Genomic DNA, 13,554 nt, shown 5'->3' on the forward strand with positions numbered 1-13,554 from the left:
GGTCAACGTGACCGATTGTGCCCACGTTTACGTGTGGCTTATTACGTTCAAACTTAGCCTTAGCCATGTTTATAGTCCTCGTTTACGTCGAACACAATTCTGAGTAAGACCCAGCATCGACATATCGCCTAAAAAATCAAACACCCAATACTTGAAAAGCAGACTAATAAGCCTGCTTTTTAAATCTTTGTAGAAAATCTACTAAACTGTATCTGGAGCTCTTATCGAGATTTGAACTCGAGACCTCTCCCTTACCAAGGGAGTGCTCTACCACTGAGCTATAAGAGCGATTATCCTTCGATGGAGCGGGAGACGAGGGTCGAACTCGCGACATGCAGCTTGGAAGGCTGCCGCTCTACCAACTGAGCTACTCCCGCACGATGCTGGTATACTTAGCACTTCAATCGAAGTTAATGGTGGTGAGAGAAGGATTCGAACCTTCGAAACTTTCGTAGCGGAGTTACAGTCCGCCCCCTTTGACCGCTCGGGAATCTCACCATATCACACTTATTTCAGTGTTATCCTTTACACAACAACTCAACACTCTTAAGATGGTGCCGGCACACGGATTCGAACTGTGGACCTACTGATTACAAGTCAGTTGCTCTACCAACTGAGCTATGCCGGCTCTTCTTAGTGTTTCGTACGTTTCGTATCGGAACGGTGTGCAGTTTAGCAAAACTTCCAAACGATGCAAGCAGTTTTTTAAAAAAAACTGCTAAAAACTCATAAAATCAATCCGTTTGATGATAATTCAACCGCTTTGATCACTGCGCGAGCTTTTATTTGGGTTTCGTTCCATTCTGATTCAGGATTTGAGTCTGCAACCAAGCCTGCTCCAGCCTGCACATACACTTTTTTATCACGGATAACACAGGTGCGGATTGCAATCGACATATCCATTTCACCATGCCACCCTAGATACCCTACTGCCCCGCCAAAAACCCCTCGTTTAACAGGCTCAACTTCATCAATAATTTCCATTGCACGAATTTTTGGTGCGCCAGATAAAGTACCTGCTGGAAAGGTTGCCTTAAATACATCTAGTGCATCGATATCATCGCGTACTTCACCTTGTACATTTGAAACAATGTGCATGACATGTGAATAGCGCTCAATGACCATTTGATCAGTCACTTGGACCTTACCAATTTTAGAAACTCGCCCAACATCATTTCGACCAAGGTCAATCAACATTAAATGCTCTGCGATTTCTTTCTCATCAGAAAGTAAGTCTTTTTCTAAAGCGATATCTTCTTCTTTAGTTTTTCCACGTGGTCTTGTACCAGCCAACGGGCGAACTGTCGCAATACCATTTTCTAGACGAGAGAGAATTTCAGGTGATGACCCTACAATATGGAATGGTTTTTTATCTGTAATTGTTTGACCCTGCACCAAGAACAAATAAGGTGAAGGGTTTAAATGACGCAGAGCACGGTAAACCTGTAAAGCCTCTCCATCAAAGTCAGAAACCATGCGTTGTCCAGGCACAACCTGCATAACGTCACCCGCACGGATGTATTCTTTAACCTTTTCTATGGTCTCAAGGAATTTCGCTTTACCCGTAATTGATTCAAAATGAGGTGGTGTATGCGGCTTAGCTTGCAAGCTAACTGGTGTAGCCAACAATTGCTCTAATTGATCTAGCTTTTGCTGAGCATCTTCGTAGGCATTTGGCTGTGCAGTATCGGCATGAACAATTAAAAATAAAGTATCTTTCAAATTATCAAAAACAATCACTGTTTTTGATAGCATCAACCACAAATCTGGTAACGCAATAGGATCAGCCGCAGGAACATTCTTTAAGCGCGGCTCTATGTAGCGAACTGCATCATAGCCCAAATAACCAACCAGCCCGCCAGTAAAACTTGGTAAGTCTGGTAAAAGCTCAGCTGATGGAACTGTAAATTGCTTCTGAAATTCACGAATATATTCAAATGGGTCTAAACAATCTTCTTGTGTGACCGAACCATCAGCATGTTGTATAGACAACACTCCTGCATTACATGAAAAAACTGTCGACTCACCTAAACCGATCATGGAGTAGCGCGCCCAGTTTTCACCACCTTCAACCGACTCAAATAAATAAGCTTGTTTTTGCTCCTTAAAACGAGCAAAAACAGATAACGGTGTTTCCGTATCTGCCAAACGCTGGCGATAAACTGGGATCGTGTTGTAACCTGATGCCTTAAGTTGTTCAAATTGCGCTAATGTAGTCATGAATTTTTCTCTAATATGGTTTCGATTTAAAACGGTGTTTTTCTAGTTTCGATTTAGACACGCCATCGAAAAACCATACGCTTATTCATGCTGATCTCCATTTCACTCATTAGACAATTAACTCAGCCAAACTATCAACCACTTGCTGAGGTTGGCAATCATAGATATTTTCTCCATGATTATAGCCATAGCTAACCACAATACAATCAATTCCCGCACGGCGTGCAGCTTCTATATCATTACTTGAATCGCCAATCATTAATGATTGCGAAGCAGATATCTTTAAACTTTGCATACAATGCAACAAAGGTAATGGATGTGGTTTTCTCTCTGGCAAACTATCTCCCCCAAGCACGACTTGAAAATAAGGAGAAAGCTCCAATGCATCAAGTAATCCTTGAGCAAGTTGCACAGGTTTATTGGTAACACATGCCATATGTATATTCAAATTTTTACAATGCTTTAAAAACTCAGTGACTCCAGGATAAATTTGAGTATTCACACAAAGCTCGGCACTGTAAATAGCAACAAATTTCTGTAGTAGGATTTTATGCTGTTCAGCATCTAATTTCCCAAAAATATGAAACAGAACACTTTCACAAAGTTTAGATACTCCTTTACCGACCCATTCTCGTATCTGGGCTTCTGTTATTAAAGGCCAGCCTAATTCTTGTAAGCTTAAATTCATTGATCTATATAAATCAGCAGCAGAATCAACCAGTGTTCCATCTAAATCAAATAAAATTAAATCGCGCTTATTTAGTTGTGCAACAGACATCTTGTTCTTCTCAAAATTAAAAAGGCATGCTTTTAGCATGCCTTGATTGTAAAAGCAGCAAAGGATTATTTAAAGAATAACCATGCCAATAAAGCTAAGATTACTAAAATAATAATAGTGATTAAACCAACCGATGCATTCTTCTGTTGCTCTTTTTCTTCAGCAACACGAGAAACTGGCTCATCAAAAGCAATAGGCGTTTGCTGTTGTGCATTAATATCCACACCTTCTGGAATCGGTGCAGGCTTTGGAATAGAAATATTCTGCGGCATACCATCGCGACGAACTTCTACTTCTGCAGCGCGCTCTGCAAGGCTCGGCATTCCTTGATCGCTTAAATCTGGAGAAGTTGTTGTATTTACAGGCTCAGCTTCAATTTCAGGTAATTCCGTGATTTCCTGTGCAGGCGCTAATACAGAAAATTTAAAACTAGCGAACTGAACAATATCACCATCATGTAGCTGCTTTTCTTGTTCAATACGAATATCGTTTACAAATGTGCCATTCGATGAATTAAGGTCTTGCACCCATAGCGCTTGATCTTTTAAAAGCAATGCCGCGTGACGTCGTGAAATTTCAGCAGCTTGTAACAACAAATCAGCATCTTGATGACGCCCTACCAACATATCACGATCGACACTAATTTCTTGGCCCGTAATTTCACCAGTAATTGCTTGTAGTTTCCAAGTCATACGTATGTCCCATTCATTTTTTATCAATCATAACATGCTACTACTGTGCTGTGTTTGGGCGCAGTGTCGTTGTTGTTACTGTATTTTTAGTACGATTAATTTCAGGTTCAGGCAACTGTAAGGACTGTTTTCGAACCGCTGGTTCTACTGCTACAGGGGTTGTTACTGTCGAGCTTTTGCCACCTGAAGGAACTTGACTGTAATTTTTTGGCTGAGAGGTAATGTTTGGCGGAGTCATTTTTTGATTATAGACATCATCAACCTGTTCAGGCAATTTGGCAAAGTTGCCATTTCTATCCATCGCCAATTGCAAGCTGTAAAGCTGGTTGTAGCGCTGCTGAGACAAACGACGCACATCATTCGCATCACCCACAATTGTTGGGTGAATAAAAACGAGAAGATTACGCTTCGTATTACTTCTACTGTCTGATCGGAATAACCTACCTACGTATGGAATACTGCTTAAACCAGGAATACCTTGACGACTCAGCTCAACATCATCAGACACCAAACCACCTAAAACAACTGTTTGTCCATGTTCGGCCAATACAGCAGTTTTAATCGCACGTTTATTGGTAATTAAATCGGCCGCTTGCCCTTTACTAGTCTGAACATTCGAAACTTCTTGCTCTACTTCAAGACGAACCGTACCGCCTTCACCGATATGTGGAACAACTTTTAATGTCACACCCACATCTTTACGTTCAACAGTTGTATATGGATTGATACCTGTACTATTCGTAGTGACTGACCCTGTTACAAATGGAACGTTCTGACCGACAACAATATAAGCCTCTTCATTATCCATCGTCACAATAGATGGGGTCGACAATAAGTTTGATTTAGTGTTGCTTTTAAGTGCTTGAATCAAGGCACCGTAAGCCTTACGGGAATTCTCAAAATTACCCAAAGCCAAAGTTGCGCCGTTACCTTTATTAGCTCCACCAGCAATAGCAGACGCTGCTCCAGCCGAGCCACCCGATAAATAACCAGCAGCAATAGAAGATAAACTAGCACCAACATTACTAAAGCTAAGCAAACCAATCCCACTAGATAAATCGCCTAGCGCCCATTGGATTCCAAGTTGATCCGCATCATCCCCTGAAACTTCAATAATTGCAGCTTCAATCAGAACTTGCTGACGGCGAACATCTAGCTGCTGAATAGCAGATTCAATTTCGCGCATTAATTGAGGATCGGCTTTAACCACTAACGAGTTTTGGGCATTATCCGCAATAATGCTCACACCATTTTGGCTAAAGCTAGAGATACTGTTCTGATTACTATTATTTGAATTACCATTTAGGTTAATAGATGGTGTAGAAATTGAGCTACCATTTGAACCAGAGGTATTTGAACTGGAATTCTGGTTATTACCCATCAAATTATTGATCGGATTCGATGAGTTAGAAGAATTATTGCTATTTGACGAAGAAACAGATTGTCCTGTTACGAGGCCTTGCAAAATCTCAGATAAATTTTTTGCACTTGCATATTTTAATCGAAAAACTTTTAAGCCGCCTAAGCGGTCTGCTGAAGGTACATCCAGCATTTCGATCATGTGACGAATACGCTTACGTGTTTCAGGGTCACCCTTTACTAAAATACGATTGGTTCGGTTGTCTGCAATAATACGGATACGGGCCCCGTTAAAATCTTTAGATGCCCCCGTTGCACTCATTGCCTCAAGTTGAGTAATGATTTCTTCCGCTTGGCTCGATTGGAGACTTATTGCTTCAATATCATTTTGTCCCGTACCGTCGAGGTTACGAATGATATTTTCAAGTTGGTAGATATTCGCAGCTCGGTCCGAAACAATCAGCGCATTCGTGCCTGCTATCGCAGCCATATGTGCGAATTGAGGCATTAAAGGGCGAAGTGCTGGGATTAAATCATTTGGATTTGTATTTTCAAGCCAAATGACTCGAGTAACGATTTGATCACCACGCACTCTATTTCTAGAGTCGTAAGGAATTCCCGAATTCTTAACATTGCTATCTGGCACCAGTTTGATGGTATTCCCAGAAGGTATTGCCACCACCCCATTTACATTTAGGACCCCAAGGAAAAGATCATAAACTTCATCTTTGTTGAGTGGCTTATTCGATATTACTGTGACATTGCCACGCACTCGCGGATCTACTGCAAAGTTTTTCCCCGTAATGTCTGCAACTTCATTAATAAATGCAGTTAAGTCAGCATCACGTAAATTGATCTTCCATGTCTGGGCATAGACGCTGCTGCTCACTGTCGCAATCAATGGGGCTGCTGCAAGTAATGCCCAAAGTGGACGTTGATGATTCAATAAAGCCATAACTTGCGATAATTCCTAACTCTTATGGTGACGTGTTATCACTAAAAATTTTGTTGTATGGTCATCACTTGATCACCACGTTTTATTTCTATTTTCACTTGCCCAGCTCGACGAGCTTGTTCAAGTAACTGCACATCCGTTTGTCCTTGCCCAACCGTTTGACCGTTTAAAGAAACAATCCGGTCACCCGGCCTTAAACCTAACTTATTTCGAAGCGCAGTAGGTGTACGTTCTGTAACTTCAAAACCTTCGCTTGAGTTCCCACTTACCCCCATATCTTTGAGGTACTGCTCTCGGTTCCCCTGCATTTGCTGAATAGCCTGTCCTAACGCCTCTTGAGTCGTATTAACAGGTGCCGATGACTGAGGAGCCGTCGCAGCTGGTTGTGAAGCATCTGGTGTCATAGGTTGATATAAACCGTTTGGCAAACCTTTAAACTGAAGCTCACGCGTACTTCCATTACCTTGACGTAATATCACGTGGTCCCAATAAACTTCTGCTAACTGGTAAGATGTAGAAGCGATTGTTTCACCCACCCGATACCGGTCAGCAGTATTATCAAGCTTAATAACAGCCGAAGAAAAACGGTTCGGATAACCCAGCATCACGCCTTGTAATTCTAGGTTGACATTTTCCTGAGCTGCATTGGCTGAAGGTTCATTAAAAAGCGAAAAAGTACTAATGTTAGGAATCTGCGGTTGCTGTGATCCTAACTCTACCCGATCAAACTGCATCATTTGAGGAGGTGCAATCACCCACCAAAATAATGAAGCCAATTTCCAACACAACCATAGAATTAAAACGGCAAATACAACCACACTTAACCGATCTAATTTTTGCCATTGTAGATGCTGTAATTTCTCAATCCACACTTTCATTAGTTACCCCCTTGTATTAAGGGCTGACGAGAACTAATGACAAAAGTATCTAAACCAGCTTTCCCATCGTAAGATGGAATATTCAGTAATAATCTTTGCGTAAGCTGTACATCAAGCATCATGTTGGCATCTAATAAAAGGTTTGCCATTTTTTGACTGCGTTGATCACGTATATCAATCTGTAATTGACCATTTTGATCCGTTAATTGCCCATTTAAAGAAGGCATGTTCATCCGGTCTTGACGGTCACCAATATTATAAATTAAAGCACCACCACCCCAATGCAATTGGCCATCAACTGCAGCAAAACCTTGCTCTTTTTTATAATTAAAATCAATATCTTTTAACTGGATGCTGTTCACAGGCCATTGCCAGTTCACAATTTGTTTTAATGTTTCAGGCGCAATTTGACCATTCATTGCTCTTACTAATACTTTTTTTCCAACACCATAGGCCATTACCCCAGATAATTGGGTATTTCCACTATGGATATCTACATCAGCAGCGAACCTTAATAAAAATAGGTCAAGAGGTCTAGTTTTCCAATGAATCGAGCCTCTCAAAGTACCGCGCCGCCAATCTGCTTGGCCTTGCCAGATATTTCCACTTACATTGTGTAGAGTTTGATTATTCTTTGAAAATTTAGAAATAAGCCACGTCGCCGGGATCTGTAAAATAATAAAAATTAAAAATGCAATGAGGGCAAATAACCACCACTTCCATTGCTTAGACTTTTTCTTCATTCAGCCTTACCAACATGCAAATTATCATCCTTATTTTGAGAGTAGCTCCCTAGTCTGACATTATGCATACTTTTTCAACATCGCCAATTCACTTCATATAAAAAAACCAAGCAATCGGGCTTGGCTTTGGTATTAAGACTATAAGGTGAACGTATGACAAAATCATGAAAACCCAGTACTAAAAGAACTAAATGCACATTTGATCTCAACAATGTATTTAAAGATGACTTTAAACACTCAATTTCTTAAATAATATTTACAGCCCGCTTTAGATATTTTCACGCATAAAAAAGCCAGACAAATTTGTCTGGCTTTTTTAAATCGGCAATACAATTAGATTAAGAAATCTTCAAGTTTTGCGCCTTTTTCAATTTCAGCAACTAACCAGCGTGGTTGTTTACCACGACCAGTCCAAGTCTCTTCAGAATTGTTTTTGTTACGGTAACGCGGTTCAACAGATTTACGTGTTGTTTTCTTACGTTTTTGAGCACCAAACTCAAGAAGTTGTTCAACACTAAAACCTACATTTTCAGCGATCTCGATAATTTGATTATAAGCATCTTCGATTGCTTGATCTTTTTTACTTGCAATTAAAGCTTCCGCTTCTTCTTGTAAGCGTTTTAACTCTTCAACAGATAATTCACTGATATCCGGTTTCATTAATAAATACTCCAGTCTTACAGACAATTCAAAATAATACAGACAAAATTTAAAAACATAAAATCAAGACCAATATTATTTATAATCTATTCAATAAGCAATAGTTTGAAAGCCGTGTTCATCAGAATAACCCAAAAAATTACCTTTTAATTACATTATCAATTATAAATGAAATATATTTTATTAATATTTATTTAAGATAAATGTATTAAGTCATGCCCAACATTTTTTTCTAGCTCAATAATTTTTTGTTTTATTTCCTGTGGTATTTCACATTTTTGTTCTGTTAATTTATTGACGCAGACCATAACCGCTTCACCAGTAGCCACAATTTGTTGTTGGGTTTCGCTCCATAATATATAAGCCATACGGAATGCACTATTGCGGAGCTCCTCCACGCGAACACCCACTTTCAATACATCTGGATAAAGAACTGGCTTTAAATATTTACATTGGCTGGAAGCTACAACGGTATATAATTGTGGGGTTAATATATTTATCGCTTCCATATATAAAATACGTGAGCTTTCAATATATCGATAATATTGGACATTATTGACATGACCAAAAGCGTCCATATCTCCCCACGCTACTTTCTGTTCATATATTATCGGGTAGACAGACAGTTCTTTCATTTTTGCCTCATATTTTAAATTTTAAAAAATTCGCATCATTTTCAAAGATTAGGTTTAACTGTTTGATTAACACCTCATCTTCATTAAGCGTAGACTTAATACGCAAATAGCTCATTAAAATATTATCTGGATATAATGTTAATAATGTTTCAGCCTCTGCTTGACGTCCAGTTGCCATATAGACATGCCATTTTGCAAAGGTTAAAACTGGCAAATTCATATATTGATTTTCTAACTCAATAATTTTTTCTTCGACATCAGCATAGTCTGGAACCTGTTTAAGCAATTGTTGCTGAAACCACAGGTAAAACACTTCTGGATCAAATTGCTCTTTTAATAGGTGTAGTGTTAAGGCTGCATGCTGCATGCTCATATCAGGCATACGCGCCAGTAATTTGAGCCATAACAACTTACTGCTATAAGGTCGAGTTTGAATCTCGGACTCTAAATCCAGATAACGTTGTTGCAAAGCATGCAAGTCATCAATAGAAGCTTCATCAAATTGCTGAAGAAGTTGCTGCAACCATAAATCACGGTGCTCAGCATCTAGCAGACCATACTTCATTGACCGCAAATATACCCATGGATGTTGCAGCGCCAATTGCCCCCATAGAGCAGTTAATCGCTGCTGGTAAGCGGTTTCTATTTCTTCAAGCCATGGTGACAACTGATGCTGGTATAAAAATTCAAGATGAGTTAAGGCACGGTCAGCTTCGTTTTGGGCTAAAAAGATTTCGATTCGCTCTAACTCTGCCAATTCAAATGCCATGGGTGGAGACTGATCTAAAGCAGCCAATGCTTTTGGATAGTCTCCACTTAAAACCAGAAACTTGGCATCAATAATATTTTTTAAAAGTCCTGATTGAGTAAAAACACGTTCAATAAATACACGCTGATCTTCGGCAGCCTCTAGTAACCACACAATACCTAGTTGTTCATAAGGATGAAGGTTTTTAAACTGGAAGATATTTTCACTTTTCCTCTGCTCACGAGAGGAATATCGTTTAATCCAAAGCCACACCAGTTGAGCAATAAAACTCAACACCACAAAAGCAAGGGTTAATCCCCAGACATTTGTTTGCAACTGCAATTGTCGCCAGTAGATATAGACATACCCCATTCCATAGCCATAACTAAATAAAGCTAAAGCTGCAAAGAGTATTAAGCTGATTACGAAATAAACCGATAGGGGGTGTTTCATATCTCCTCCTTATGAGCCAATTAGACCAAGTGTAGATAATTTAGGAACAGGTACGACAGATAAATGAGCCACTTTAGCAATACGTTTTTTTAACTGCTGACTCGCTCCATCAGGCATTTCATCTAGTTTTTGCATAACAGATTGCAACTCGTTTTGGTACTCTGTCATTTTCCCTTGATTGAGTGCCTGTTCAGCAATTAATAATCTTAATTGCACTTCTTTAAGCACCACACTTCGATTCATTAAATTAATAGACGGCGTTTCTACTTTTTCTATACGGAACCATTTTTTCCACCAAGACACAGACTCAGATTGATCCATCTCAAGCTTAGGCCGCGCTAAAGCTTGCTGAATATTTTTATCAATCGTCTGTAATAAATCGTCAATCAATTGATGGCGTTGATTTTGGGCCAAACTGAATTGTTGAACTGCTTGCTTATCCTGCTCCAGCGATTGATTTAAGCTATGTTGCAATGCTGGAGCAATTTCATAATGCACAAGAGATTGCTGTAACTGGTTTAATTGATCAACTGCGTAAATCAGCTGCTGCTGATCAATTGCAAATTGAATTAAATCTAATTTTTGTTTTATTAAAACTGTAGGGGCAATACCCATCGGCGGGGCTTCTAGATTGCCGTCAGCACTCAGCTTATTTTCTGTATTTACAGGTTGATTCTGTAATTGTCGCTGTAAAGCAACCAACTGATCATTTAGATTGGCATAGTGCTGTTCTGATTGAAGCAGGCTTTGCTTAAGCTCGGGAACAGTACGAGAAATTTGCCACATATCGTAACTGAGCTTAGCCAACCAAGCCATGCCCAGTATAATGATGATAGAAACAAGTTTTCTCATATGAATCCTTATAATGCCTGAATGAGATGAATCATCCCCGAAGGCGATAAATTTTCAAGTTGAATAATGTGAAAATGAGCATGTTGCTGATCGCGATATTCTTTAACAATTTGAAAAAGACGTGGCCCTAAAACCAAATATACACAATCAGGTTGTACATTATTTTTTGAACAAAGCTCTAACCAATACTTCCAGCTGGCCTCACTGGTAATTAAGACTAGCCATTTGTTTAAATTATAATTTGAATTGTGTGTCAGATGTTTGAATGTAGAATATGAAGCTTCTGGGCACTGCCGATGATATAAAACGAAATTTAAAATCTGAATTCCTTGCTGCTGCAAGGTCTCCATCATAAATTGACGTCCACCTTCTCCTCGCCAAAAAGCGACGTTACCTGCCTGCTTCATATTATGAAGAATAGGTAGATTTAACATCCCCTCAGAGGTTTCAACATCTGGAATATGTGCTTCTATTCCATACTCATTTAGACAATTGGCCGTTGCCTGCCCCACAGCAATCCACTGAATATGCTTCAAGTCAGCTAGTTTTAAGCCACTTTGTGCCAAATACTTCATCCCCACATCAACAGCGGTGGGGCTAACAACAACAATAGCTTGTGCCTTAACCAATCGTTGGTAAAGCTGAAGTAAATGTTCTGAAAAGGGCGTCGCAACAAGTTCTAAAAGAGGTAAAGACTCAACCTGATAACCTTCATTTTGCAAAGTATCTGTTAATTCAGCTGCACGAGAATCAGGTCGAGTATTAATAAACAACATGGTTTAATAGAGAGCCTTTAATAGCTCGCCCGCACCTTGATCAAGTAAATTTCGAGCAAGGTTTTCACCCAATTGATGAGCATTGCTGGCTTCATCTATCAGTTCAGCACGTAATAATGTTTGGCCATCAGGGCTTCCGACCCGCCCTTCAATATGGATTTGTCCATTTTGTAGTGTTGCATAACCTGCAATTGGGACCTGACAACCACCTTCAAGATAGGCATTAAAGGCACGTTCAGCACGCACACAAACGTCTGTTTCTTCGTGTAATAATGGTTGAATTAAAGCTAATACGTCTTGGTCAGCTGCACGGCATTCCAAGCCCAATGCGCCTTGACCCACAGCAGGCAAACTAATGTCTGGTGTTAAACAATGACGAATGCGTTCTGACAATCCTAAACGCTTCAAACCAGCACTCGCTAAAATAATCGCATCATATTGACCATCATCTAGCTTCGCTAAACGTGTCCCAACATTTCCACGCAAGTCAATAATTTGCAAATCAGGACGTTGTTTTAAAATCTGAGATTTACGACGCAAGCTTGATGTACCAACTTTTGCACCTTGAGGTAAGTCAGCAAATTTTTCAAATTGATTTGAAACGAAAGCATCTAATGGATCTTCACGTTCACAAATTACTGCCAAGGTTAAACCTTCTGGCAAAGCCATCGGCACATCTTTCATTGAATGCACAGCTAAGTCTGCACGCCCATCCAAAAGTGCTGCTTCCAACTCTTTAACAAACAGCCCTTTACCACCAATTTTTGCTAAAGGTGTGTCTAAAATTTTATCACCCTGCGTGACAAATTTAACCAACTCCACCGTTAAATCTGGGTGAAGCTCCTGTAATCGGGCACGAATATATTCTGCCTGCCAAAGAGCAAGTGGGCTTTGTCGTGTAGCAATTTTCAAGGTTTTCATAAATTCAAGCATGGGCTGGTCAAACAATACACCCTAAACTTAACTTGATCCCTTAAAATTGCAAGTAAAATCTCGCATGTCCAAGCTAACTCTTTTTAAGTTTAGAGCTGATGAATTCGCTCTCTAAGCGTAGATAAATGTCGACGACTCACCGAAAGTCGCTCGTCCAGACCACGTAATCGAACCTGATATTGCCCCGAACTGACCAATTCCAGTCCATCTAAATATGCAACCGCAACCAACGCATTTCGGTGAATACGAATAAATTGATCTGCAAATTCGGTTTCGAGTTCTTTTAAAGTTTCATCAATTAATACACTGCCATTTTGATGGCGCACCGTGACATATTTCTGATCTGCTAAAAAATAATAGATATTCTCAACAGGAATCAGCTCAACCCCACGATAGGTTTTTGCAGCAATTTGATGTCGCTGAGTTTTTAGATCGTGTAAAAAATCATGTTGTGGTAGAGCATTGAGCTGTGCTTGAGTAAGCTGAGTCAGTTGACTAAAAACTTGTTCAAGTTCTACTGGATCAATTGGTTTAAGAAGATAAGCTTGAGCCTGAGATTTAAATGCTTCCAATGCATGTTGATCATAGGCGGTACAAAATACAATCGCAGGTCGAGGATTTAGCTGACTTATCTGTTCTGCACAGACAAGACCATTCATACCTGGCATTTGAATATCAAGTAAAATTACATCCGGTTGATGAAGCCGCGCCTGTTCCAAGGCTTCTTGTCCATGATGAGCCGTTGATACAACTTCATGTCCCATCTTTGAAACTAAACGTGATAATCGCTCCACTGCAAGTGGTTCGTCATCACAAATCAGCACCTTCATTCATCCTCCTTGTCACCGTTAACTTGATCCATTTTTTTATGG

The 13,554-nt window shown here is 39.8% G+C and carries 13 protein-coding genes, 4 tRNA genes and 1 pseudogene; all 18 read right to left on the bottom strand.

Annotated elements, in window-relative coordinates; genetic code table 11:
- Positions 1 to 67 (bottom strand): annotated as a pseudogene (locus OD757_RS00005) (elongation factor Tu); the annotation flags it as partial.
- Between the two features lie 146 nt (positions 68 to 213).
- A tRNA-Thr gene (locus OD757_RS00010) sits at positions 214 to 288 on the bottom strand.
- A gap of 13 nt (positions 289 to 301) precedes the next feature.
- Positions 302 to 377: transfer RNA gene (locus OD757_RS00015), tRNA-Gly, on the bottom strand.
- Positions 378 to 414: 37 nt separating this feature from the next.
- A tRNA-Tyr gene (locus tag OD757_RS00020) sits at positions 415 to 498 on the bottom strand.
- A 54-nt stretch (positions 499 to 552) separates the two neighbouring features.
- Positions 553 to 628: transfer RNA gene (locus OD757_RS00025), tRNA-Thr, on the bottom strand.
- Between the two features lie 98 nt (positions 629 to 726).
- Positions 727 to 2,220, bottom strand: a complete 1,494-nt coding sequence (gene trpE, locus OD757_RS00030; RefSeq protein ID WP_263030459.1) for an anthranilate synthase component I — start codon at positions 2,218 to 2,220, stop codon at positions 727 to 729.
- Positions 2,221 to 2,329: 109 nt separating this feature from the next.
- A complete protein-coding gene (locus tag OD757_RS00035) occupies positions 2,330 to 2,998 on the bottom strand; it encodes a phosphoglycolate phosphatase (RefSeq protein ID WP_263030460.1) in 669 nt (222 codons plus the stop codon).
- A 65-nt stretch (positions 2,999 to 3,063) separates the two neighbouring features.
- Positions 3,064 to 3,690 (bottom strand): FHA domain-containing protein, encoded by a 627-nt coding sequence (locus OD757_RS00040; protein ID WP_263030461.1) that lies wholly within the window; start codon positions 3,688 to 3,690, stop codon positions 3,064 to 3,066.
- Positions 3,691 to 3,730: 40 nt separating this feature from the next.
- Positions 3,731 to 6,004 carry a type II secretion system secretin GspD gene (gene gspD / locus OD757_RS00045; protein WP_263030462.1) on the bottom strand — a complete coding sequence of 758 codons (2,274 nt, stop codon included), beginning with the start codon at positions 6,002 to 6,004 and terminating at the stop codon, positions 3,731 to 3,733.
- 41 nt (positions 6,005 to 6,045) lie between these two features.
- Entirely contained in the window at positions 6,046 to 6,882 is an 837-nt protein-coding gene (locus OD757_RS00050; RefSeq protein ID WP_263030463.1) for a type II secretion system protein N, read from the bottom strand.
- A complete protein-coding gene (gene gspN, locus OD757_RS00055) occupies positions 6,882 to 7,625 on the bottom strand; it encodes a type II secretion system protein N (protein WP_092709578.1) in 744 nt (247 codons plus the stop codon). The genes OD757_RS00050 and gspN overlap by 1 nt, the downstream gene beginning before the upstream one ends.
- Positions 7,626 to 7,958: 333 nt before the next feature.
- Complete coding sequence (locus OD757_RS00060) at positions 7,959 to 8,285, bottom strand: H-NS family nucleoid-associated regulatory protein (RefSeq protein ID WP_002053185.1); 327 nt, start codon at positions 8,283 to 8,285, stop codon at positions 7,959 to 7,961.
- Positions 8,286 to 8,479: 194 nt separating this feature from the next.
- Positions 8,480 to 8,920, bottom strand: a complete 441-nt coding sequence (locus OD757_RS00065; RefSeq protein ID WP_263030464.1) for an acyl-CoA thioesterase — start codon at positions 8,918 to 8,920, stop codon at positions 8,480 to 8,482.
- Between the two features lie 7 nt (positions 8,921 to 8,927).
- Positions 8,928 to 10,121, bottom strand: coding sequence for a heme biosynthesis protein HemY (locus OD757_RS00070; protein ID WP_263030465.1), 1,194 nt, complete (start codon positions 10,119 to 10,121; stop codon positions 8,928 to 8,930).
- A gap of 9 nt (positions 10,122 to 10,130) precedes the next feature.
- On the bottom strand, positions 10,131 to 10,973 hold the full coding sequence (locus tag OD757_RS00075; RefSeq protein WP_263030466.1) for a hypothetical protein: 843 nt from the start codon (positions 10,971 to 10,973) through the stop codon (positions 10,131 to 10,133).
- Between the two features lie 8 nt (positions 10,974 to 10,981).
- Entirely contained in the window at positions 10,982 to 11,749 is a 768-nt protein-coding gene (locus OD757_RS00080; protein WP_263030467.1) for a uroporphyrinogen-III synthase, read from the bottom strand.
- Positions 11,750 to 11,752: 3 nt separating this feature from the next.
- Positions 11,753 to 12,670, bottom strand: coding sequence for a hydroxymethylbilane synthase (hemC, locus tag OD757_RS00085; RefSeq protein WP_263030468.1), 918 nt, complete (start codon positions 12,668 to 12,670; stop codon positions 11,753 to 11,755).
- Between the two features lie 101 nt (positions 12,671 to 12,771).
- Positions 12,772 to 13,512, bottom strand: a complete 741-nt coding sequence (locus OD757_RS00090) for a LytR/AlgR family response regulator transcription factor (RefSeq protein WP_263030469.1) — start codon at positions 13,510 to 13,512, stop codon at positions 12,772 to 12,774.
- Between the last annotated feature and the right edge of the window lie 42 nt (positions 13,513 to 13,554).

Origin of the sequence: Acinetobacter sp. AYS6 (genome assembly GCF_025630795.1) — a bacterium.
Lineage (GTDB): Bacteria > Pseudomonadota > Gammaproteobacteria > Pseudomonadales > Moraxellaceae > Acinetobacter.

Excerpts from the sequence above, each read along its gene's own strand:
- OD757_RS00090 (WP_263030469.1), bottom strand. The coding sequence starts at position 13,512 with ATGAAGGTGCTGATTTGTGATGACGAACCACTTGCAGTGGAGCGATTA.
- gspD (WP_263030462.1), bottom strand. The coding sequence starts at position 6,004 with ATGGCTTTATTGAATCATCAACGTCCACTTTGGGCATTACTTGCAGCA.
- OD757_RS00065 (WP_263030464.1), bottom strand. The coding sequence starts at position 8,920 with ATGAAAGAACTGTCTGTCTACCCGATAATATATGAACAGAAAGTAGCG.
- trpE (WP_263030459.1), bottom strand. The coding sequence starts at position 2,220 with ATGACTACATTAGCGCAATTTGAACAACTTAAGGCATCAGGTTACAAC.
- OD757_RS00050 (WP_263030463.1), bottom strand. The coding sequence starts at position 6,882 with ATGAAAGTGTGGATTGAGAAATTACAGCATCTACAATGGCAAAAATTA.
- OD757_RS00035 (WP_263030460.1), bottom strand. The coding sequence starts at position 2,998 with ATGTCTGTTGCACAACTAAATAAGCGCGATTTAATTTTATTTGATTTA.
- OD757_RS00080 (WP_263030467.1), bottom strand. The coding sequence starts at position 11,749 with ATGTTGTTTATTAATACTCGACCTGATTCTCGTGCAGCTGAATTAACA.
- hemC (WP_263030468.1), bottom strand. The coding sequence starts at position 12,670 with ATGAAAACCTTGAAAATTGCTACACGACAAAGCCCACTTGCTCTTTGG.
- gspN (WP_092709578.1), bottom strand. The coding sequence starts at position 7,625 with ATGAAGAAAAAGTCTAAGCAATGGAAGTGGTGGTTATTTGCCCTCATT.
- OD757_RS00075 (WP_263030466.1), bottom strand. The coding sequence starts at position 10,973 with ATGAGAAAACTTGTTTCTATCATCATTATACTGGGCATGGCTTGGTTG.
- OD757_RS00060 (WP_002053185.1), bottom strand. The coding sequence starts at position 8,285 with ATGAAACCGGATATCAGTGAATTATCTGTTGAAGAGTTAAAACGCTTA.
- OD757_RS00070 (WP_263030465.1), bottom strand. The coding sequence starts at position 10,121 with ATGAAACACCCCCTATCGGTTTATTTCGTAATCAGCTTAATACTCTTT.
- OD757_RS00040 (WP_263030461.1), bottom strand. The coding sequence starts at position 3,690 with ATGACTTGGAAACTACAAGCAATTACTGGTGAAATTACGGGCCAAGAA.